Here is a 20,553-nt window from a genome sequence, read left to right on the forward strand (position 1 = left end):
GGCCGGGCGTCTTTGGGCCACCGCGATGCGGAAGAAGGGCTGGGAAATCCCGGCCGCCCTGGCCCACATCGAGTCCTCCGGCACCACCCGCCAGGAAGCCTCCACCATCCTCGCCGCCCACGGCTAGGCACTGCTCCGACCTCCACTACCCTCAGCGTCACCTGCTTGCCGCACCACGGCATCGAACCCACCATGGCTACCGCCATCAAGCTCAGCGAGCTCGGTTTCAGCGTGGTCGACGGCATCCAGCTGTACAGCTTCAACTCCCTGGACTCGCTCCCGCTGGCGTCGTGATCGATAGACGCCAGCCCCCGACGGCGGTCGGTTGCCTCCCAAGGCGACTGGCCGCCGTCGTGCGTTAACGCCGCCGTGCGTTAACTGCGTGTGTTGAGTCGTGAACATGTGAGCATCGAACGCCAGCGCAGTTTTGCCTCAAGAAAGGCACAATGTTGGCGCAGCCCGACCAAAGGCGTGCCGGGCAGGGCGGTTCGGGCCCGGAAGGCAGCCTCCCCAAACTGAGTACACGTGGCCGCGCCCGTGCCAGTGAATCCGGCTCACGTCCAAGTGGTCCGACCTCAAAACTGAGTACCCACGTGCCCGAGGAGCGTATTTCCGACCCCTTGGTCGGACTCAAAAGAGGCGTACATCCGAGAGTAGCCACGGGTCTGCCCATGGCTGAACTATTGGGGGCATCGCTTCATCCGCCAGCAACGGCCGGATGCTGGGGGTTGCGCTGCGGCTCCCCGGTACATCGATCAACCAAGGAGTCATATCATGCGCAAACTTTCCAAGAAGAGCCGGATCACCGCCGCAGTCGCAGGCGTGGCGTTGGTGGCTGTGGGCGGCGGAGCGGCATACGCCTACTGGACCACGACCGGCTCTGGCAGCGGTTCGGCCACCAACTCGGCCGGCGGTGGAACTGTCACGCTGCACGCAACGTTCGCCGGAGGCCTCGCACCAGGCAACCAAGTGCCGGTCGCGTACACAGCGGACAACTCGACGACGACGGGCACCGTCGTTGGAGCCCTGACCGCCAACGTGACCACCAACGTGGCTGGCTGTCTCCCGGCCTGGTTCGAGGTCACCGCAGTTACCACCAACACCCTGGTTGCCGCCAATGCCACCGGAACCTCCGTGGGCAGCGGGACGCTGAAGTTCAACGACAGCGGCACCGTCAACCAGGACGCCTGCAAGTCGGCAATCGTAACGGTCAACGTCACCAGCAGCTAGCCCGTCCATGCCGGGGACCACCCCTTCCGGGGAGGGTCCCCGGCCAGGCCTTGGCAACCAGGAACCGCCCCAACACCCTCGTCCGAAAAGAGGCTCCATGCAACCCCAGGCAGCACGCATGAGGATGCCGTCCGGACGCGCGGGGGTTGCCGTTAAGGCGGCGCTCCTCAGTCTGTTGGTTGTCCTTGCGTCTGTTGCATCCCTGGGTGCCAGCGGAGGGCAAAACAATGGGAATGCGACCGGGGCCAAGGAGACGAAGGGCATTATCGTGACCGTGTCCCCATCAAGCCGCAGCCTGGACCAAGGACAGTCGGCGGCGTTCGATGTCACGATCTCATCGGCCGGAGGATTCGGAGGAACCGTGACCCTCTCAGCCGCGGGAGTCCCCTCCGGAGCGACGGCGGCGTGGTCGCCGTCGTCGGGCGTCCTTACCACCGGCAGTTCCACGAAGGTGACGTTGACCGTCTCCACGAATCCCACCACACCGGCCGGGAAGTTCGACTTCACTGTTACAGCAACCGGTGGCAACCTTCAGTCGAACGCTGCAAAGGCGCAGTTGCACGTGAAGGAAGTAAAGCGGAACTTCGGAGTCTCGGGTTCGCTGACTGGCGCATTGGCCCCGGGGCTTTCGCTTCCCATCGACCTGCAGATCTCCAACCCGGAGAACAAGGCCATCGCGGTGACGAACCTGTCTGCGTCAATCAGCCAAGTGGTTCGTACGCCGGGGGCTGTCGCGGCCGGGCTTCCCTGCGGTGCTGCCGACTACGCCATCACGCAGTACACCGGTACGTACCCGATCACTGTCCAGCCAGGAGCAACGTCGCTGTCCGCCCTGGGGGTTCCCCAAGGGAGTTGGCCCCGCATCAGCATGCTGGATACCTTGCAGCTTCAGGACGGCTGCAAGGGTGCGACGCTCGAATTCACCTACTCCGGGACGGGACAGGCGAACTGACATGAAAACGACAGCCCGAGCATTCACCACTGGACGGCTCGCACGAACTGCTGCTGCCACGGTGGCGCTTTGCGTCCTCGGCGGCACAGGGGCCGCCTACGCTTACTGGGCCAGCACCGGCGTTGGTGCGGGTTCCGCGGCCAACGGGACGATGCAAACGGTCATCGTGGACGCGCTCATCGCAGGGGACACCCCGCAGAACAGCCTCGTTCCAGGCGGAACTGCCGACGTCATCCTTCGGGCCACCAATCCCAATGCGCACGCCGTCACCATCTACGGGGTGGCAGCCAACGGTGCAGTGACCGCCGACGCTGCCCACGCAGCCTGCACCACCACCGGAGTGACATTCACGCCGCCTCCCATCCCGCTCTCACCGCCGCTGACCATCCAGCCAAACTCGTCCATCCTGCTGACGTTGCCGGGTGCTGCCAGCATGAGCGCTGCTTCACTTTCGGCATGCCAGGGAGCCCAATTCCGCGTTCCCGTCACGCTGGAGGTGCGGAAGTGATCCGGCGCCGCAAGTCTTTGGGCACCGCGGCGTCCCGGCCGGTAACCATGGGCAGGTGGAACCGCTTGGTGGTGATCGTGGTGGGCATTCTCCTGGTCTCGTGGGGCGGGCCGGCCGCCAGCGCGTTCTGGAGCACGGTCAGCAGCAACCTCGGAGCGGCCAAGGCCGACACCGTCAACCAAGGTGCCAAGCCGGTGGCCGTCGTCGGCCTTGCGGGCAGCGTGACGGTCACCTGGGCGGCAAGCACGACGGCGGCAGGCAGGTCCGCGACCGGCTACAGCATCGCTCGCTACGCTTCCGCCGCGGGCGGCACCAAGGTCGCGGCCGCGGGTACCTGCACGGGAACTGTTGCTGCGCTGACGTGCACTGACACGGCGACAACCGGCACGTGGTACTACGCGGTGACGCCGATGCTTTCGCTGTGGCAAGGGACCGAGAGCCTGCGAAGCACAGGCTCAGTAGTGGACGCCACCGCCCCAGGCGCTCCCACAGTCAACGCGCCCACATACGTCATAGCATCCACCGCAGCGAACATCTCGGCGACTGGCACGGCGGAAGCAAACTCAACCGTCCTACTGACCGTCATTGATGCCGGCGCAGCGCATACAGTCACGAAGTCTGTCACCGCCAACGGTTCAGGCAACTGGACAGCGACAGCGTTGAACCTCACTACCCTGAACGATGGAACCGTCACCTACTCAGCCCGAGCCACCGACGCCGCTGGAAACACCGGCGCAGCAGGTACTGATACGTCCACTAAGGACGTGATAGCACCAACAGTCACCGGCGTGCAGCTCAGCAATGGAGGCAGCATCAACGGCAGAATAGAACGGGACGACATCGTGACCCTGACGTTCTCCGAGCCCTTGGACGCCAGCGCTATCTGTAGCACCTGGACCAGTGACACGTCCACGCAAACACTGAGCGGCAACGGCCAGGTCACCGCTACGGTGAATTCCTCGGACAATCTGACGGTCACATCGACCGGTTGCTCCACCCTCAAGTACGGCACGGTGGCTCTCGGCGGCGATTACGAAACGTCGGGATCGATGACCTTCAGCGGATCGGGAAGCAACGCATCGGTTCTGCAGTGGAACCCCGTAGCCAAGACCCTGGTCCTCACTTTGGGCACGATGTCCGGGTCAGGGAACTCGACTGCCCAGCCGTTGGCAGCAGCAAAGTTCACACCGGCCTCAGGCTTGACGGACATCGCAGGCAACCCGCTCGCCACCACACAGTTCACCAGCCCCACCACGTCCCGGTTCTAAGCCCCGCAGTTTGTGTATGGATATGCCCCTACGATCCGTGATTCGAGGCACTATCTGTACATAATTCCGGAGTAGCCCAGTTCTCGGAGCGTAACCTTGAAGCGGACGCCAGTGCCGCCGTCGTACGTTTTGATCCTGCGACGAAAGGCGAGCCGCCCCCTTGAAGGCTGTAGCGGAAATGTTCACGATGGGCCCTGGAAACAAGGACCACCATCCCGCCCTCCGCTGCGCAGTAGGTGTGTTTGTTCCGCTGATTACGTTGACGCTGATCGGTCGGCTGGACCTGGCGGTGTTTGCCTCGTTCGGTGCCTTCACCGGAATTTACGGCCGAAACGAACCCCATAGCGTCCGCTTCCGCAGCCAATTGCGCGCCGGCGGCTTCATGCTTTTCGTCATCCTTCTGGCCACTCTCATGGCTCGCTTTGCGCAGGGCTCGGGCGTGGAAGGTGCCGCATATTCGTGGCTGTTGACGGCTGCGACCACCGTGGTGGCCGGAGGCTGCTCCGTGGTGGTGGCCGCCTGGCGGCTCCGTCCCGGCGGCTCCCTCTTTCATATCTTTGCCTTTGCCGCCATCGCTTCCATCGCCGCCCAGCCGCCCCTCTGGGAGGCGATGCTGGTGTCGGTACTCACCACGGGGTTCTGCCTGCTGATTGGCATGTCCTCACGCGTGGTCAAGAGCCACCGGACACCATGGAAGCGGCCGCCTCGGATCCGCCACACCGCAGCCGAACGCCGCGCGATCTGGCTCGAAGGCGGCGGCTACCTGGTGGCTGCCGGCCTTGCGGGAACCATCGCGACGCTGGTGGGGGAGCGGCTCGGGTTCGGGCACACCTACTGGGCGATGGTTGCGGCCGTGGTCCCGTTGGTGGGCCACTCCACGCGCCACCGCGTGAGCCGTGGCATCCAAAGGATTGCCGGCACGGTGATCGGACTGGTCCTGCTCGCCGGCATTCTGTGGCTCAACCCCGCGCCGTGGGCAATGGTCCTGGTGATCGCCGCGTGCCAGTTCGGGGCTGAAATGTTCATCGCCCGGCAGTACCTGGTGGCGCAGGTCTTCGTGACTCCGCTGGCCTTGATTGCCACGCTGTTGGCTGCGCCGGTTGACCCTGGTTTACTTCTCCGGGACCGCATCATCGAGACCGTCATTGGTGCCGCCGTCGGCGTGGCCGTGGTGGTGGCTCCTGCGGTGTGGCGGCGGCTGCAGGCGGGTCGGGCAACAGGGGTTCGTTGACCCCACGGCGCTCCCGAGCGCCACGCCGATGCCCAGGGCCTAGGTTTGGACAAATTGATAAGTACACGTATAACTAGTTACCCAAGATACTTACTAGCGAATGTGTGGAAAGACGATGACGGTTGCGCTGCAGGAACCCAGCTCCGCACTCACGGAACCAGTCCATGCCCGTGGTCCCGTGCACTGCGGTTCACGGATGGCCATCTCCGCCGGCCCTGCGCACGACTCCATGAAGTGGGTCTCCGTGGAGCCTATCTGGCCCGAATGGGCCTGTAGTTGCGGCTTCCGGATGGACATTGATGCACTGGATCCCGTGAGTGGCGTATGGATTGCGGCACTTCGCCGCCAGAGCCTGCAGCACGAACTCGCCATCGCGCAGAACACCTTGGAGCTGGCCTTCAAGAAGGCAGCGGATGCAGGTATCGAACCTCACGCACTGGCCGAAGCCGCGGGGGTGCCGGCGGAAGACGTCGAATCCCTCTTGCGGCAACACTGACCTGACCTGCGGCTGTCCGCGCTGATCGCGGGGCCGTGACGACACCGGAAAGAAAGAGGGATAAAAATGGGAATCATCGGTTGGATCGTATTGGGCTTGATTGCTGGAGCCATCGCCAAGGCCATTAAGCCTGGCAACCAGGGCGGCGGCTGGATCGCTACGCTGTTGCTCGGCATCGTCGGCGCCGTCCTGGGTGGATGGATCGGCAGCGCCCTCTTCAACGTGGGTATCAACCAGTTCTGGTCGCTGTCCACGTGGCTGCTCGCAATCGGCGGCTCACTGATCGTCCTCATCATCTGGGGACTGCTGACGCGCAAGAAGGCCTAACCGCCTCGAATGCGAAGAGGCCTCGACGCTGCTGCGTCGGGGCCTCTTCGCTGTCTTCAGGCAGGCGGCAATCAGCGCGCCAGGATCCTCGCCTTCTGCGCCTGGAACTCTTTGTCATTGAGGACGCCGGCACTTTTCAACTCCCCCAGCTGCTTGAGTTGGGCGAGCATGTGATCGGTCGGATCGACGACGGCGGCCGGTACAGGCGGCGGGGCCGGCGGCACTGGCAGATACGCAGGCGGCGGCTGGTTTCCGGCCGCCGCAGCTGCAGCAGCATCCTCGGCGGCAAAGCGTTGTTGCTGCCTGCGTTGCGTGCGGCCAAGGATCGAACCGACGACGGCGGCACGGCCTGCGGTTCTGAACAGACCCACAATTGACTCCCTTCGCTGGATGTTTCGGCTATTCGGCTGAATAACCGAGGGCCAGGTCGATCAGGAGGCGTGCGCCGAAGCCGGTGGCTCCCTTGCTTCTCCACGCATCGTCCTTGTCCGACTGCATGGTGCCTGCGATGTCGATGTGCGCCCACGGGGTTTCGCCCACAAACTCGGCCAGGAACAGGGCGGCCGTAGTGGAACCGGCATAGGGGCCACCGAGGTTGGAAATATCCGCCACGTCCGAATCCAGCTGGGGACGGTAGGCCCGTTCCAACGGAAGCTGCCACAATTGCTCGTCCGCACGGCCGCCCGACTCGAGGACGAGGTCGACCAACCGCTGATCGTTGCCGAACACCGGAGCAGTGAGCTGCCCCAGCGACATCAGGGCGGCGCCCGTGAGCGTGGCGATATCAACGATGCCGTCCACGCCATCCTCGACCGCAAGCGTCAGGGCATCGCACATCACCAGGCGGCCTTCGGCGTCGGTATTCTTCACCTCGATGGTGAGTCCACTGCGGGTGGTGAGGACGTCCCCCAGCTTGTAGGCCGAGCCGGAGGGCATGTTGTCAGTGCACATCAGGAATCCCGAGACGGAGGCTTTGCAGCCGAGGTCGCGCAGGGCGGTAAAGACGGCCAGGACTGCCGCAGCTCCGCCCATGTCCATCTTCATCAGCAGGTGCATGGGATCGCTGGGTTTGAGGCTGACACCGCCGGAGTCGTACATGATGCCCTTGCCCACCAGGCCGAGGTGGCCGGTGGGCGACCCCTCGGGTTGGTATGTCAGCTTGATCATCCGCGGCTCCTGGGCGCTGCCGGCGTTGACGCCAAGGAGCCCGCCGCAGCGGAGGTCGATGAGCTGTTGCTTGTCGAACTCCTCAACCCCAAAACCGAACCGTTCCCCAAGCTCTTTCGCCGCCGAAGCCAAGCCGGCCGCGGTCAAGTGGCTCGGCGGCGCATTGCAGAGGTCCCGGGCAATGGTGGTGGCGCGCACCTTCACCCGGCCCGTCGTCACGCCTCGTTCAGCGGCCGCAGTGTCTACTCCCGGAGCAAGGAACTGCACCTCGGCAAGGGGGGTTCCCTTTGCTTTGCTCTTGAGCGTGTCGTAGTTGTAGCGGGCCAACAGCACGCCCTCGGCCAGCACCTGGCCCAGGCGCTCGGCATCCATGCCCGCCGTGTCGGAGAGCTCGAAGCCGATCCGCGAGTGCTTCTGGGTTGCCCGGACCAATGCTGCTGCAGCCTTACGCCAGCCATCTGAATCCAAGGAGCCCGGTTTTCCACCGCCGACGGCCACCACCAGGGTGCCCGAAGCATTTGCCAGCTGCAGGGTAGTCCCGGGCTTACCGTCAAAGCCCGCGCTTTCCAGGGTTTCGCGGTGCAGGCCAACGGCCGCCGGAACGTCACCCTCCGAGGGGACAAGCACGCCGATCGCATCGAGTGTGCCGAAGCCGTCCACGAAGTGCAGCTCCGGCCCGGTTCCGTCGAGGGAAGGAACCGGTGAGAAGTCTTCCGGGATCAATTTGTAAGGTTCGTGATTCACCGTTTCGCCTGTTCTGTGGGTGTGGGATGCGCTTTGACGGCCTGGTCGGCCGGGAGGCCTGCCTCGGGGATGGCATCGGGATCATCGGGTTCAAGCTGTTCGGGCAGATCGCCCTTCATGCGGCCGGGCATGCGGCCCGCTGGAACAATCGCCAGCAGGGCAAGCCCGGACAACCCCAGAAGGGATATTTGCAGGGCCCGGAGTCGTGCCTCGGCGTTGACTTCCGTCGCGGCGGCCAGCTCGGAGGGGCTGCTCACCCTGTCCCCGATGGCCGCCTCAACTTGCGCATTGGTCATGAAGTCGGCGTCATTGATGCTCACCTTCGATATCAGCTCTTGGGAAACTTCCGGATGCGCGGCGGCGCCGCTGGCTATGAGCGAGGAAAGCATGCCGACGGCGAACGCACTCGCCACCGCGATGCCCACACTGCCCGAGAGGTTGTGCACCAGGCCGCGCCACGCACCGACGTCGCCTGCCAATTCGCGGGGCACAGCGCTGAGGAGGGTGTTGAACACCAAAGCGACGATCGCGCCTTGCCCGAGTCCCAGCAGGATCAAGCCCAGCACCACAAAGAGCTGTCCCCAGTCGTTCCGGATGGTAAAGGCGAGCAGGACCAGCGCGCCGGCCACCACCACGAAGCCGGCTTGCGCGATGGTCCTTGGCGGGAACTTTTCATACAGGAACGCCACGAAAGTGCTCGCGAGGAAGATGGACAAGGTGTAGGGAATGATCGAGAACGACGTCTCAATGCCGGAACGGCCCTGCACGATCTGCATGTACAGGGGGATCAGGAAGTTGGCTGCTGTTCCCACGAACAGCATGGTGGCCATGCAGGCGGTGACAGCGAGCTCGGAGCTGGAGGCCAACACCCGCAGGTCAAAGATGCGGGGCAGTTTGGCATCCTGGCGCTTCCGCACCCACATGAAGAACACCTGTCCCGCGATGGCACCGAGGAGGATCAGGAGTGGTGCCGGCGAGAGACCCAAAATATCGAAGGGTGCCTGGGGAGTGGCAAACCACGTGCCCCACGCGGAGAGGCCGCTGAAGCCGAAGCTCAACAGGATGATGGCCACGGCAGCAATGATTGAGCCGGTCCAATCGATCTTCAGTTGGGTTTGCGCCGGGACGGACTTGAGCTTGAAGCTCAGCAGCAGGTTGATGGCACCGAGGACCACCATCAGGCCGAACGAATACCGCCATCCGATGGTGGTGGCGAACCAGCCGGCAATCAACAGTGCCAGCACGCCTGCCGCGGGGATGGCCGCAGCCAGGAGCCCGATGGCCTTCGCTTGCTGCTGGTCCTTGTAGTTGGTGGCGATGAAAACCGTGAGCGCAGGGGCGATCAGCGCAATGACGGCGCCCGAGGAGGCCTGGGCTATGAAGAGCATCGTGGGACTCAGGCTGAGCGCCACACCCGCCATGGCGGCGGCATGAATGGCGACGGCGATTTGGAACACCTTGCGCGTTCCGAAACGGGCGCCGAGTTTCGCTCCCAAAAGGATAAAGGCCGCCATCGAGAACGTGCCGGCAGTGATGGCCGTGCCGACGGAGGTCGCTGCCGTGTCCAGGTCCGTGGTGATGCCCTGCATTGAGACAGTCAATGCGTTGACGGCGAACGATGCCTGGATCTGGGTGAGGACCACCACGATCAAAGGCAGCCAGGAAGCCGCTTTGACGGTAGGTGGTGTCGCTTGGGTGGTGCGGTCACTGGCCATGTCATGCTCCTGTTTACTCTGGTGGTTGCATAGGTTGTTGGTTGCTAGGCCTGAAGTGGCCAGAACACGGGAACCAGCAGGATGGCAACGGCCGCGTACAGTGCCATGATGGCCAGGCCAAACTTCCAGTAGTCGCCAAACCTGTAGCCGGCCGGCTGCATGATCATCATGTTGGCCGGCGTCGCCACCGGTGTCAGCAGGGCCGCAGATGAGGCCACCGAGACGCACATCAACACTGCGTACGGGTTGATGGATGACTCCTGGGCCACCGAAAGGGCGATCGGGATGATGATCAGGGCAGTGGCTGTGTTGCTGATCAACTGACCCAGCACGGCGGTGACCACGAAGAGCCCGACAAGCAGCAGCAAATGCCCACCATTCCCTACTACGGAAACCATGCCCTCAGCGAGGATTTCAGCTGTCCCCGTCGACGTGATGGCCGTAGACAGCGGAATCATGCCGGCCACCAGGATGAGGGTGGTCCACGCCATGGAATGGTGTGCCTGTTTTACTGTGACAACCCGCAGCACCACCATGGCCAGCGCGGCCAACAGTGCGGCAATGGGGGCTGGCACGAGGTTGGTGGCCAGCAGGATCACCATCACCCCGAGGACTATGAGGGCCGGCGTCGCGCGCGGTCCCAACGGGACTGTCTGGCGGCGGATAGTGTCCGGCGAGTCCACCAGCAGCACATTGTGGTCCAGGGTGTGCTGGTCCAGCGCGGACCAGGTTCCCTGCAGCAGGAGCCTGTCCCCGGCCGTAACACGTGAGCGTCCGGAGGATTCCGGTTCGCCCGGATGCTGATGGGCCAACACCACCAGGGCACCGCTTTCCGTGACCATGCCGGGGTACGCTTCGGTGCCGACGAGGTTGGAGCGTGGTGCGACCACCACCTCGGCCACGCCGTAACTGCTGCTGATGAGTCCGCAGGTCGCGTCGTCGTCCTGCGTGAGGCCGTGCTTGGCCGCGAAGGCGTCAATGAGTGGTTGACCGCCACGCACCACAATCTCATCGCCCGGTTCGAACGTCCCGTTCGTGGACTGTTTACCGTCCGGTCCCTGCACGCTGATGAGGTGCAGGTGGCCGCCGTCGTCATCATCCTGAATGCAGGCAACCGGCTGGCCCACCAGCACCGAACCGGACGGAATGGTGAGCCTGCTCAGTCCGTCTTCGCCCAGGTAATGGGTCATGAGGGTCTTGCCGTGGGAACCCAGATCCTTGGGAAGGGCTTCCGGGGTGCGGCTGGGCAGCAGGGAAGGACCCAGCCAGAGAGTCAGGCCGATGGTGCCGAGGAGCAGCGGCAGTCCAACCAGCCCGAACTCGAAGAACCCGATCCCCTTCCCCGTAGTGTCCAGGGCCGCGTTGAGGATCAGGATGTTCACAGGTGAGCCGGTAAGAATCAGCAGGGAACCGGCGTGGGCCGCGAAAGCCATGGGCATGAGGAGTTCCGAAGGCCTGCGACCCAGCCGGACTGCGAGCACAACAACCATGGGCAGCAAGGCCGCAACAGCTCCATTGACGCTGATGAGCGCCGTCAGAAGCGCCGTCAGGACCATCATCAACACCATGAGCCGGGTCCGGCTGGTCCCCGAAAACCTGATGAGCAGGCTCCCGAGCCACGTGGTGACTCCTGCGGCGTCGATAGCCTCCGCCACGACGAACAAAGCGGCGATCAACACCACGGTCCCGCTCCCGAAGCCGGCGAACGTGTCCTCGAGTCCAACGATGCCGGTGCCGTATAAGGCCAACGCTGCTCCCAGCGCTACGACCTCCACCGGCAAGCGGTTCCAGACGAACGCGGCGATCACCACGACGAGCACCAGCAACGTGACGACGACGTCTGTCATGGGTGCCTTCGGCAAATCCTCGGGTCTTCTGCCAGCATGCTTTCAGACTAGATCCGGGTTAATGCCGCAGGGTCACCCCAATCGGGTGAGTGATGGGTGTCTTCCGAGGTCACGGCCTAGGGTAAGTGTCCAAATTTGTAGGCGGCGGCCACAGCGTCATGTCGTGATCCGGCCCCGAGCTTGGAGTAGATGATCCGTATGTGCGTCTTGACGGTGTTCACGGACAAGTGAAGTTCCGACGCCATCTGTTCCTGCGACAAGTGTGATGGAAGCAGGGTGAGGACCTCCCGCTCCCGCGGGGTCAGCAGCGGTGCCCGCCTGGCATCGGCGGGGGACCGCAACGCCAGAAGCTTTTTGGCGAGTTCCTCTTGGGGGCCGTGTGCTCCCGCCCGTTCCACCAGCAGGTCGATGACCTCCTGGGGGGCGATGGCCAAGGGCCGGATCACGCCAAGTTCGTCGGCTTTGCCCAGTGCGTCCTCCAGGAGCTTTCCCGCAAGTGTCCGCCGCCCTGTGCGGATGGCCATGGAGCACTCCAGGACGTTCACGTGAAGCCACGTCCATTCCAGGAGGGGCGCCACCGCGCCGGTATGCAGTGGCCGGAGGCGCTCCGTGGCGGCATCGAAGCGGCTGATGCCGGCTGGGCCCTGGGCGCGCAGCAGGCACAGTTCGCCCGAACCCGGGATGAGCTCCTCGGCCCATTCCAGGACCTCGCGTGCCCGCTCGGCATGCCCCAAGGCAAGGGCAGCCGTATGTTCGATGACCGCTACGAAGGCTGCCATCGGTTGGGCGAACAGATGGTCCTGGCCGATGCGCAGCCGTGCTTGCCGCATCCCATCCAAGGAGTGGCGCCTGTCCCCCGTATCCAGGTGGGCACACGCGGTGACCAGTTCCAGGGTGGCGCGCATCGCGGCGCCGACTCCTTTGGAGGATGACCCCAGCTGTCCGAGTTCGGCAGCGCCCGCCGCCGCAAACTTCAGGGCCGCGGCGGGTTCGGCCGCGAGGAGTGCTGCCGAGGCGTGAATCAGGGCGCCAACCGACCGGCCTGCTCCCGCCGACCATACGTGAGTGGGCAGTCTCTCCTCGGCCTCTTGCAGGTATTCACTGGCGCGACGGAGGTGGCCTTGCATTGAAGAGATGCCCGCCAGCTTGAGGTACACCTTGCCGGCCAGATAACTGTTGCCAGCTTCCGCAGCTTCGATCAGTGCTTCTGTGGCTTCGTTCTCGGCAGTCCCATAATTCTGTTCGACAACCGCGGCCGTGAGCGAAACCATCCTCGCTTCAATCCGGATATCGCTTTGCCGGGATAAAGGGAGGGCGGCATAGTCGGTGGTGGCCGTGGGGTGTCGGTTCTCCCATTCACCGCTGAACCAGGACAGGCGGGCTTCTGCCAGAGCCCGGAGTTCGCGGAGATCGGGCGGCGAATCGTCTGCCCAATTGCGATTCGCGGCGGCCAGGTACCGGGCAGCCGTGGTGGGCTGACGGCTTTCCACATGAGCCAATGCCGCAACCACGCACAGCTTGGGGCTCGCCGCCAGAACGGAATCCGGCAGCACGGCAATAGCCCGCCGGACCCTGGTGACTCCGCCCGAGCCCAGGAGTGCTGCTCCATGCCGCTCGAGGACTGTGCCGATTAACCCGTGGTCGGCTGAGTCCATGGCGTGCCTGAGCGCAGCCTCGGGTTCACCGGCCAGCTCGTGCCACTGCGAGGCGATCCGGTTCAGGCGAAGCAGTTCGTCAGGGTCCCGCCGGGCAAGTTCCGCCCGGAAATACGCACGGATCAGCGGACGCACCAAAAAGACCCTCCGTCCGCTCCCAGCAGATTCCACCAGATCGAGGTCATCGCCAAGGCGGGCCAGGGCATTCCCGGCATGTCGGTGGCCGGCCAGGGCGTTGGCTTGGGCGGCGACCAAGACCCGGCACACGCAGGTACTGGAAAGCACCTTCCGTTCTTCACTGGAAAGTGTCCGGACGACTTCGTGGGCCAGGTATTCGGCGAGCTCCCGGTTGTTGCCCGCGATGTCACCTATGGGCGCCTCCGGATCGGCCGAACCGCGCAGCGAACGCAAGGCAAGGACTACGCACGCGGGCCAGCCCGCAGTCTGCCGGAACAACTCGCCCAGCTGTTGCGTCCCCAGCAAAGTGATGGTCTTTGCTGCGAGTGAGTTGATCTCGTCCAAGGAGAAGGCGAGGTCGCTTGAGTGAAGCTCCAGGATTCGGCCGCTGAGCCGGGCCCGTGCTGAATCAACCGCAGTGCTGACACGGGTGGCCAGGATCAATTGGAAGGGCGGCCCGGCGTGGTTCAGCAGTGCAGGCACCCAGTGATCGAGTTCGTCTGCCGGGAACTGATCGATTCCGTCAATGACCAGGCGGACGGTGGTTCCCGTGGCGGTCAATTGTTCGGACAATACGTGAATGACTTCCGGCGCATTCTTCTCGGCTCCGGTAAACCAGCTGAGGGCGCCGTGCGGTATGGCGGGGCACTGCCGGAGTGCGTGAAGCAGCGCGGGCCACAAAGCTGGGAATGCCTGAAGGTCCGGACTGACCCAGGCGACGGAGTCCGGCTGCCCGTCGAGCCATTGGGTGAGGAGCGCCGTTTTGCCGTACCCGGCTGGGGCACACAGGAGGACGACGTCCCGTGCGGCGTTGAGTTTTGCCACAAGGCAGGGTCGAGCCAGCAGGTCCAAAGGCGGCCTGGGGACCGCGATCAGCTTGGGGCTCAAGAGGTCCGGGCGGGTACCACCTTGGTCGTCCACCCCTTCAGTGTAGGGGCGGGGCATCGAGGATTCACCCAGTAAGGGCGATCCGCGCGGCGACCTTTGGGCGTAAGGATTGTGGTGGCCGCCATGAGACGCTTGGGCGAGGCCCGGAAAGGGGTTTCACCGTGCAAGCTTTCAAAGACATCATGAGTGCCGCCGATTCCGGGTGGGTCTACCCACTCGGGGCCATCTTTGTGGCGTTGTCGGCAATCTTCCCTCCCATTCCCACAACGTCCTTGTTCGTGGCCTTGGGGGCTCTGTCAGCAACTGACAACCTTCCCAACGGGTACCTCCTGGTGGCCGCGATGCTGGCGGGAGCAGTAGCAGGTGACCTGGGCGCGTATGAACTGGTCCGGCGTCGGGACATGGCCAACTGGGGGATTCTTCAGGGCCCCCGCACGCAGAAGGCGTTGCATGCCTCCCGGGAACGCCTGTCCAAGCACGCTGCCTCGTGGGTACTGACGTCGCGGTTCGTGCCGCTCGGGCGGCTGACGATGAACGTTGCCAGTGCCATTACCCCGGTACCGCGGGGCAGGTTTGTGCTTTACTCCGTGGCGGCAGGCATCCTGTGGTCCGCATATTCCGTGGGCATTGGTGCCCTGTCGGGGCTGTTGCCCGGGCTGTCCACGGAGTTCGCCGTGGTCATCGCCATTGCGTTCTCGCTGCTGCTGGGGCGGGGTATCAGTGCCGCCGTGACCTGGTACCTGCAGCTGGACGACTGACTTAACACGGGCGTGCCCTTTAAGAGGCCCGTGCTATTGCAGGGATGACGTCAGTCGGGCAAGGTTGTCCAGCGCTACGTGACCCACTGGACGGCGCAGCCAGTCCTCCAACAGCAACTCAGTGCTTGCCGCGCGGTAGCTGTCCTCGACCGCCCTCATCCGGTCCACGATGGATCGCCCATGCACCAATACCGAGACCTCCATGTTGAGGCTGAACGAGCGGACATCCATATTGCTCGAGCCAATGACGGCTACGTCGTGGTCAATGGTGAAGTGTTTTGCGTGCAGGACCTGCGGTGCCCGGTACAGGTAAATGCGGACCCCGGCCCGCAGCAGGACCTCATAGTAGGAACGCTGCGCGTGGTAGACCATGGCTTGGTCACCCACCTCCGAGACAAAGAGCTCAACGCTCAATCCCCGGGACGCGGCGGTGATGATGGCCAGCTGGATGGCTTCGTCAGGCACAAAATACGGGCTGGTGATGCTGACGCGGTGCTCGGCCTTGTAGATGAGGGTGGTGTAGAGCTTGAGGTTGTTGTCGTTGTCGAAGCTGGGACCGCTGGGCAGGACCTGGGCGTCGATGAGCTCGGGCTCGGAACCGAGGACCACCGGAGAGGTATCCAACGGCAGCAGGGTCTCGGACTCGCTGTACCAATCGGTGACGAACACCGCGTTGAGCTCCCGCACCGCGGGACCTTCCAGTCGCACCATCAGTTCGTGCCACTGAAGGCCGCGCCGGATGTTCCGCTTCTTGTTGTAGGAAGCGTCGATGAGGTTCTGGGAGCCCGTGTAGCCCACCCTTCCGTCCACAACCACCAATTTCCGGTGATTGCGGAGGTCCGGGCGTTGCCATTGTCCTTTGAAGGGGCGCAGTGGCAGCATGGCGTGCCATTCGGCCCCCATCCCATCAAAAGCCTGCAGCATGTCACGGTATTTGGGATCGCCCACTGCTGCCAGGTGGTCGAACAGGACCCTGACTGCTACGCCCCTCTTGCACGCCCTTTCCATGGCGTCGAAGAACGGCGCCGTTGTGGGGTCCAACGCAAGAATGTAGAACTCCACATGCACGTACTCTTCGGCGGTGTCCATGTCCGCGATCATGCGGTCGAAGCTCCCGTTGTAGTCCTCCAGCAACTCGGCCCGGTTGCCGCCCACCATGGGCAGCGCGCCGAGCCTGAGGTTAAGTTCGACGGCGGAACGCAGCCAGGCGGGCCAGTCGTCACTGTGGCTGACTGCTGAGAGGCCAGGCGTGCGTCCGAGCATGAGCTCGTTGACGGCGCGCTGCTTTTCCCGTCTGGCTTTGGGAAGCTTGCCGCGGCCCACCAGCAGGAATGCAATCATGCCGAGGTAGGGAATGAAGATGATCGCCAGCACCCAGGCAATGGCGGAGGACGGCCTTCGATTGGCCGAGACCATCACTGCGGCGATTGATCCGAGCACGATGTGGAGTGCCAACAAGATCCAGGCGACGGCATCGGCGTCGTGCAGTAGTCCTTGCATGCTGCGCTACTTGGCGTTCTGCTGCGGTATGACCACCTTTTTGATGATCAGCAGAATCGAGGCCGTGGTGGGGCAGGCGATCAACGCTCCCAGCAGCCCCAGGAGCGTCCCGCCCACCATTGCGCCGATGAGCACCAGTGAACCCGGAATGCTGATCGCTTTCCCCACCACCCGTGGGGTCAGGACGTAGGCCTCCACTTGCATATAGACCAACATGACGAGGAAAACCACCAGCGCCGTAGCGGGCGATGTGAAAAGTGAAACCACTGTGATGATTGCCGTGCTGATGGCGCTGCCCACCAACGGTATGAGGGTGATGGGGAAAGCCAGGACCGCAAGAACTGCCGCGTACCTGACCCCGGCAACGGACAAGACAATGAACGTAAAGATCGCATTGAGTAGGGCGAGAATAGACATGCCGCTCAGATATTTACCTACCGAGGCAATAATTGTCTCGGATATATCCGCGAATGATTCCCTGCGGGAGGCCGGGACCAGCGCGTAGAGGCTGGATTTCATGACCTCGTGCCCGGCCACGAAATAAAGCGTCAGGACCACCACGAAGATCACGGCGAAGGTGCCATTCACCACGTTGTACCCCACCTGCACAGCGCCGCCGCCGATTGCGAGCCAGACGTTCGGATCCGCGGCCGAGGTTTCCAGCCATTCCAGCAGCGGGGTCAATGCCCCGCCCAGCGATCCATTGAAGTCCCGGAACCACTCCTGTTCGCCCACCGCATCGAAGCTGGACGGCAGCAACCGGACCAGTGCAGTGCCTTCCTCCACCAGGATCGGCACCACAAAACGGATGAGAATGGCCACCACCACAAGGAAGCCAACCGCCACAGCAAGCACGGCGCCGGCGCGTGAGAGTCGTAGGCGTTCCAGCCAGCGGACCAAAGGGTAAAGCCCCAGCGAGATGAACAGTGCTGCAAAGATCAACGTCAGTGAATACCGCAGGGTGATAACCGCCGAGCCCAAAGCCAAGGCAACAAGAACGCCCAGGGCTGTTATGAGGCCGAATCGGAACGGTCCGCCTTCCAACAACGGGAATGCCTTCAATCGCGTCATGCGGTCCCTTTCGGCCGTGCGTGGGTGGCAGACCGCAGCCCGGATCAGGACAAAGCGATCTCCTTCAGGCGAGCGTACTCCGCCTCGGTAATATCGCCAGCGGCGAGCAGCGCTTTGGCTGCTTCGATTTGTTGGGTGGCCGAGGGGGCGCCGGCCACTTCACGGATGTAATTCTCGGCCTCTTCAACCGATTCGCGGACCCGCATTTCGCTCCGCAAAGCCATGCCCTTGCCACGCATGATTACGTAAATCAATGCGGAGATAAAGGGTGCAATGAACAGGCACAAAATCCACAATGCTTTGACACCGCCGTTGAGGGCCTTGTCGCGGAGAAGATCGGAAATGATCTGAAAGAGGAGAATCAAATAGGCAATGAAGAAAAAAGCAACAATGATGCTCCACAACGATTCCAAGAAGTTCATGGTGTCTTTCCCATCGTTCATTCGGCCCGGGGCTGGGCCGTCGTCATCCGGCAAGGGACCCGTTCCCCTGCGGGACCACAACACCATTTTCGATTCGGCTGCTCCCTCTTGCCTATGCCCGCGCTGGAACGGCAGCGATTGGACAGAAAGATCACCTACTAAGGGTGAGCGGAGGGGGTTGGATAAATGAAGGTCCCGGCGGTCACAAATTCCCCGTAACGCCGCGGTTGCAGGCGGCAATGAACTGTCCGTTACGCTGCTCAAAGCCACGCCACGCCGCACGCTTAGGGCCACCAATGACGCACTCTTTTACAGCCAGGACCACTGGCGACCCCGCTGTTATCCGACCGCTGGAACCATCGCCCCAACATAGCGCGGCCGCAGTCGCTCTCGGGGCTTTCGGCATGGTGGTTATCGTTGGACTGTTTGCACTGGTGCTGCATACCCTCGCTCAACAATCACCGCGGGTTGGCCCGGTATATGCAGGATGGCCGGAGGCCGTCACTGACTCGCCAATGGCTGCCTTTCGCTGGTTTCTGGGAGACATGACCGAGCCCTTGTTCTTCAAATCGGATCTCGCAGCACTCGGCCTGCTCGCGGGCGCGGCGCTGGCGTGGTTTGCCGGCCGCCTGAAGAAAAGATGGGCTGGCTCACTGACTTATGGGACCGGGCTCTGGCCCTGGGTGCTGGCATCTGCGTCGCTGAGTCTGTTGTTGTCCAATCTGGCGTTCGGTTGGATGCTCGACGACGGGTGGCAACCAACGTTCGTTCCTTTTGTTTGCGTCGCGCCCGCCATGGTCCTTGTTTATGGGGCCGGTTGGAAGACCTCCCTTACAGCTGCGATTCTCGGCGCAACCACCACCACACCCTTGGCGTTGCTGTTAATCCCCATCGTGTCCACGCCGCTTGGCCTGCCCGTTGTCGTGGCGAACGTCCTCGCGATGTCCCTGGGCTCGGTGGTCTCGTTCGCGGTTGCCCGTCAGCTCCCGTGGCTTGTCCTCCGGGAGTCGGGCCTGCCCGCACGACAGCATCAACCGCCGTCGGGCGCTGATCTGATTTTCCGCAGCGACGCCCTGTGGGCTGCGCGCCGGGTCCTCAAGGACTTCACCGAAACGCACTTCTTCGCCAACGAACTCGCCAGCCTGGGCGTGATCCTGGCCGTCGCGGCGGCGTTCGTGCTGAACCCGGGGTTGCCGTCGTATGGCTCCAACCTGCTGCCCCACATACTGTTCGCCCAGGCACTGACCTCGGCAATCGGCGTTGTCTTCTGGCAGCGCTGGTACCGCGGCGGAGGATGGGCGGCCACCTACGCTTCAGTGGTGTCCGTGGCCCCCGCTGCCGTGCTCGCTTACGGAGGTTCGTGGAGCGCGATAGTCGGCGGGGCCGTGCTGGGAGCGATCCTCGCGCCGCCCATTGCCAGGGCAATTTCCGCCCGGCTGCCCGCCGGTTTTCATCCGGTGATCGGCAACACGGCAGCCATGGCGGTATCGACGGCCGCTGCCTTGCCGTTGTTGGGGCTGCTTCCGCACTAGCTACTTGGGCGGGAGCGCTAGCCTCCGACGTGATGGATGGTGAAGGCGCTCAGGAAGCCGACGGCGGCGGTGAGTCCGGTGAGGTTGTGATGCTCTTCGAAGGCCTCGGGGATCATGGTGTCGGCAAGCATGGCAAGGATTCCGCCTGCAGCGATGGCGGTGATGAACGCAATCAAGGTCGCGGGGGCGTTCTCCAAGGCGGTGTAGCCGATCAGGGCGGCGAGTCCGCTGAACACTGCGATGCCGATCCAGGTACCAAAAACGTACGCGGGGCTTCGGCCGGCTTTCTTCATGCCGGCTGTACTGGAAAGGCCCTCCGGGACGTTGGAGATGAAGACGGCGGCCAGCATCGCCGGGCTCACCGCTCCGCCGGCGAGGAGCCCGACGCCGAGGACCACCGATTCGGGAATGCCGTCAATCAGCGCTCCCACGGCGATAGCCGTTCCGCTGCCTGGCGTGTCCTTTTCGGAGGGTTGGGGCCCGCTGGAGCGCTTTCGATGTTTGGCCCCGGCGCGCGCCAGCAGAACGTTCGAGCCCACAAAGATCAGGGCACCCAACAGGAAGCCAAGAATGGTGGGGATCAATCCGCCGCCCTCGACAGCCTCGTCCACGAGTTCAAAGGCGAGGGCGGAGATCAGGACGCCGGCGCCGAAAGCCATCACCGTGGAAACAATCTTGGGAGGTACTTTCCATAGCCAGGCGATACCGGCTCCGAGGACAAGGGCTCCGCCTGCCAGCGTTCCCCATAGCAGGGCCTGCAACCACATCGGCATTATTGCGCCCTCTCATTGGCCTTCACGTGCACCATGCAGTGTTTCATATGGGGTTGCTGGGGCTGTGGTGGGCCTTGAGTTTTTCCTGAGGAAGTGTTGCGGGTTTGCAGGATGGGTTCTTGATCTTGCCCCGGCACAGTAGTTCTTGTCAGCCAGAGAGGCTGAAAGAAACGGCCGGCCGGTCTCACGGTGGCCTCCCGAAAGGACACCGATTCCCATGGCCATCACCCTCAAGACCACCTCCGGCAAGATCCTCGCCTCCGTCGCACTGCTCGGCACCGCAGCCGCCGTC

At 63.5% G+C, this 20,553-nt stretch carries 18 protein-coding genes and 1 pseudogene; 10 read left to right on the plus strand and 9 right to left on the minus strand.

What is annotated here, in order from left to right:
- The 8 genes and pseudogenes from GVL04_RS23225 to GVL04_RS23265 all read left to right on the plus strand — a co-directional run.
- Positions 1–127, plus strand: a pseudogene (locus tag GVL04_RS23225) (lipoyl synthase); the annotation flags it as partial.
- A gap of 647 nt (positions 128–774) precedes the next feature.
- A complete protein-coding gene (locus tag GVL04_RS23235; protein WP_159708946.1) occupies positions 775–1,230 on the plus strand; it encodes a hypothetical protein in 456 nt (151 codons plus the stop codon).
- Between the two features lie 97 nt (positions 1,231–1,327).
- A complete protein-coding gene (locus tag GVL04_RS23240; RefSeq protein WP_235036415.1) occupies positions 1,328–2,182 on the plus strand; it encodes a hypothetical protein in 855 nt (284 codons plus the stop codon).
- A gap of 1 nt (position 2,183) precedes the next feature.
- Positions 2,184–2,690, plus strand: coding sequence for a hypothetical protein (locus GVL04_RS23245; protein ID WP_159708948.1), 507 nt, complete (start codon positions 2,184–2,186; stop codon positions 2,688–2,690).
- Positions 2,687–3,958 (plus strand): Ig-like domain-containing protein, encoded by a 1,272-nt coding sequence (locus tag GVL04_RS23250; RefSeq protein ID WP_235036416.1) that lies wholly within the window; start codon positions 2,687–2,689, stop codon positions 3,956–3,958. The genes GVL04_RS23245 and GVL04_RS23250 overlap by 4 nt, the downstream gene beginning before the upstream one ends.
- A 160-nt stretch (positions 3,959–4,118) precedes the next feature.
- Positions 4,119–5,189, plus strand: a complete 1,071-nt coding sequence (locus GVL04_RS23255) for an FUSC family protein (RefSeq protein ID WP_200846943.1) — start codon at positions 4,119–4,121, stop codon at positions 5,187–5,189.
- A gap of 115 nt (positions 5,190–5,304) precedes the next feature.
- A complete protein-coding gene (locus GVL04_RS23260; RefSeq protein ID WP_159708950.1) occupies positions 5,305–5,685 on the plus strand; it encodes a hypothetical protein in 381 nt (126 codons plus the stop codon).
- Positions 5,686–5,751: 66 nt separating this feature from the next.
- Positions 5,752–6,012, plus strand: coding sequence for a GlsB/YeaQ/YmgE family stress response membrane protein (locus tag GVL04_RS23265; protein ID WP_159708952.1), 261 nt, complete (start codon positions 5,752–5,754; stop codon positions 6,010–6,012).
- Positions 6,013–6,083: 71 nt separating this feature from the next.
- On the opposite strand, the gene GVL04_RS23270 is transcribed toward GVL04_RS23265, so the two are convergent.
- From GVL04_RS23270 to GVL04_RS23290, 5 genes are all read right to left on the minus strand, one after another.
- On the minus strand, positions 6,084–6,383 hold the full coding sequence (locus GVL04_RS23270; RefSeq protein ID WP_159708954.1) for an SHOCT domain-containing protein: 300 nt from the start codon (positions 6,381–6,383) through the stop codon (positions 6,084–6,086).
- Between the two features lie 28 nt (positions 6,384–6,411).
- On the minus strand, positions 6,412–7,923 hold the full coding sequence (locus GVL04_RS23275; protein ID WP_159708956.1) for a leucyl aminopeptidase: 1,512 nt from the start codon (positions 7,921–7,923) through the stop codon (positions 6,412–6,414).
- Positions 7,920–9,638, minus strand: a complete 1,719-nt coding sequence (locus GVL04_RS23280) for an MFS transporter (RefSeq protein ID WP_159708958.1) — start codon at positions 9,636–9,638, stop codon at positions 7,920–7,922. Before GVL04_RS23280 ends, GVL04_RS23275 begins: the two co-directional genes overlap by 4 nt.
- 44 nt (positions 9,639–9,682) lie before the next feature.
- On the minus strand, positions 9,683–11,485 hold the full coding sequence (locus tag GVL04_RS23285; protein ID WP_159708960.1) for an SLC13 family permease: 1,803 nt from the start codon (positions 11,483–11,485) through the stop codon (positions 9,683–9,685).
- 116 nt (positions 11,486–11,601) lie between these two features.
- Positions 11,602–14,262 (minus strand): LuxR C-terminal-related transcriptional regulator, encoded by a 2,661-nt coding sequence (locus tag GVL04_RS23290; RefSeq protein ID WP_235036417.1) that lies wholly within the window; start codon positions 14,260–14,262, stop codon positions 11,602–11,604.
- A gap of 104 nt (positions 14,263–14,366) precedes the next feature.
- Between GVL04_RS23290 and GVL04_RS23295 the strand changes: the two genes are divergently transcribed.
- Positions 14,367–14,963: a DedA family protein gene (locus tag GVL04_RS23295; protein ID WP_235036418.1), complete on the plus strand. Its 597-nt coding sequence runs from the start codon at positions 14,367–14,369 to the stop codon at positions 14,961–14,963.
- Positions 14,964–14,996: 33 nt separating this feature from the next.
- On the opposite strand, the gene cls is transcribed toward GVL04_RS23295, so the two are convergent.
- The 3 genes from cls to GVL04_RS23310 are packed head-to-tail and all read right to left on the minus strand — an operon-like array spanning position 14,997 to position 17,956.
- Complete coding sequence (gene cls, locus GVL04_RS23300; RefSeq protein ID WP_159708962.1) at positions 14,997–16,463, minus strand: cardiolipin synthase; 1,467 nt, start codon at positions 16,461–16,463, stop codon at positions 14,997–14,999.
- 6 nt (positions 16,464–16,469) lie between these two features.
- Positions 16,470–17,534 carry an AI-2E family transporter gene (locus GVL04_RS23305; RefSeq protein WP_159708964.1) on the minus strand — a complete coding sequence of 355 codons (1,065 nt, stop codon included), beginning with the start codon at positions 17,532–17,534 and terminating at the stop codon, positions 16,470–16,472.
- 44 nt (positions 17,535–17,578) lie between these two features.
- Complete coding sequence (locus GVL04_RS23310; protein ID WP_235036419.1) at positions 17,579–17,956, minus strand: SHOCT domain-containing protein; 378 nt, start codon at positions 17,954–17,956, stop codon at positions 17,579–17,581.
- Positions 17,957–18,501: 545 nt separating this feature from the next.
- Between GVL04_RS23310 and GVL04_RS23315 the strand changes: the two genes are divergently transcribed.
- The gene (locus GVL04_RS23315; protein ID WP_235036420.1) at positions 18,502–19,488 is read left to right on the plus strand and encodes a hypothetical protein; all 987 of its coding nucleotides are present in this window, start codon (positions 18,502–18,504) and stop codon (positions 19,486–19,488) included.
- A 17-nt stretch (positions 19,489–19,505) separates the two neighbouring features.
- Here GVL04_RS23315 and GVL04_RS23320 read toward each other — a convergent pair whose 3' ends face one another.
- Positions 19,506–20,261 carry a ZIP family metal transporter gene (locus tag GVL04_RS23320; protein ID WP_159708968.1) on the minus strand — a complete coding sequence of 252 codons (756 nt, stop codon included), beginning with the start codon at positions 20,259–20,261 and terminating at the stop codon, positions 19,506–19,508.
- Positions 20,262–20,553 lie beyond the last annotated feature (292 nt).

Source organism: Arthrobacter sp. 18067, assembly GCF_902706295.1.
Taxonomy (GTDB): Bacteria; Actinomycetota; Actinomycetes; order Actinomycetales; family Micrococcaceae; genus Arthrobacter.

Coding starts and splice junctions, on each gene's coding strand:
- GVL04_RS23235 (WP_159708946.1), top strand. CDS start 775: ATGCGCAAACTTTCCAAGAAGAGCCGGATCACCGCCGCAGTCGCAGGC.
- GVL04_RS23240 (WP_235036415.1), top strand. CDS start 1,328: ATGCAACCCCAGGCAGCACGCATGAGGATGCCGTCCGGACGCGCGGGG.
- GVL04_RS23245 (WP_159708948.1), top strand. CDS start 2,184: ATGAAAACGACAGCCCGAGCATTCACCACTGGACGGCTCGCACGAACT.
- GVL04_RS23260 (WP_159708950.1), top strand. CDS start 5,305: ATGACGGTTGCGCTGCAGGAACCCAGCTCCGCACTCACGGAACCAGTC.
- GVL04_RS23265 (WP_159708952.1), top strand. CDS start 5,752: ATGGGAATCATCGGTTGGATCGTATTGGGCTTGATTGCTGGAGCCATC.
- GVL04_RS23280 (WP_159708958.1), bottom strand. CDS start 9,638: ATGGCCAGTGACCGCACCACCCAAGCGACACCACCTACCGTCAAAGCG.
- GVL04_RS23285 (WP_159708960.1), bottom strand. CDS start 11,485: ATGACAGACGTCGTCGTCACGTTGCTGGTGCTCGTCGTGGTGATCGCC.
- GVL04_RS23290 (WP_235036417.1), bottom strand. CDS start 14,262: ATGCCCCGCCCCTACACTGAAGGGGTGGACGACCAAGGTGGTACCCGC.
- cls (WP_159708962.1), bottom strand. CDS start 16,463: ATGCAAGGACTACTGCACGACGCCGATGCCGTCGCCTGGATCTTGTTG.
- GVL04_RS23305 (WP_159708964.1), bottom strand. CDS start 17,534: ATGACGCGATTGAAGGCATTCCCGTTGTTGGAAGGCGGACCGTTCCGA.
- GVL04_RS23310 (WP_235036419.1), bottom strand. CDS start 17,956: ATGAACTTCTTGGAATCGTTGTGGAGCATCATTGTTGCTTTTTTCTTC.
- GVL04_RS23315 (WP_235036420.1), top strand. CDS start 18,502: ATGACCGAGCCCTTGTTCTTCAAATCGGATCTCGCAGCACTCGGCCTG.
- GVL04_RS23320 (WP_159708968.1), bottom strand. CDS start 20,261: ATGCCGATGTGGTTGCAGGCCCTGCTATGGGGAACGCTGGCAGGCGGA.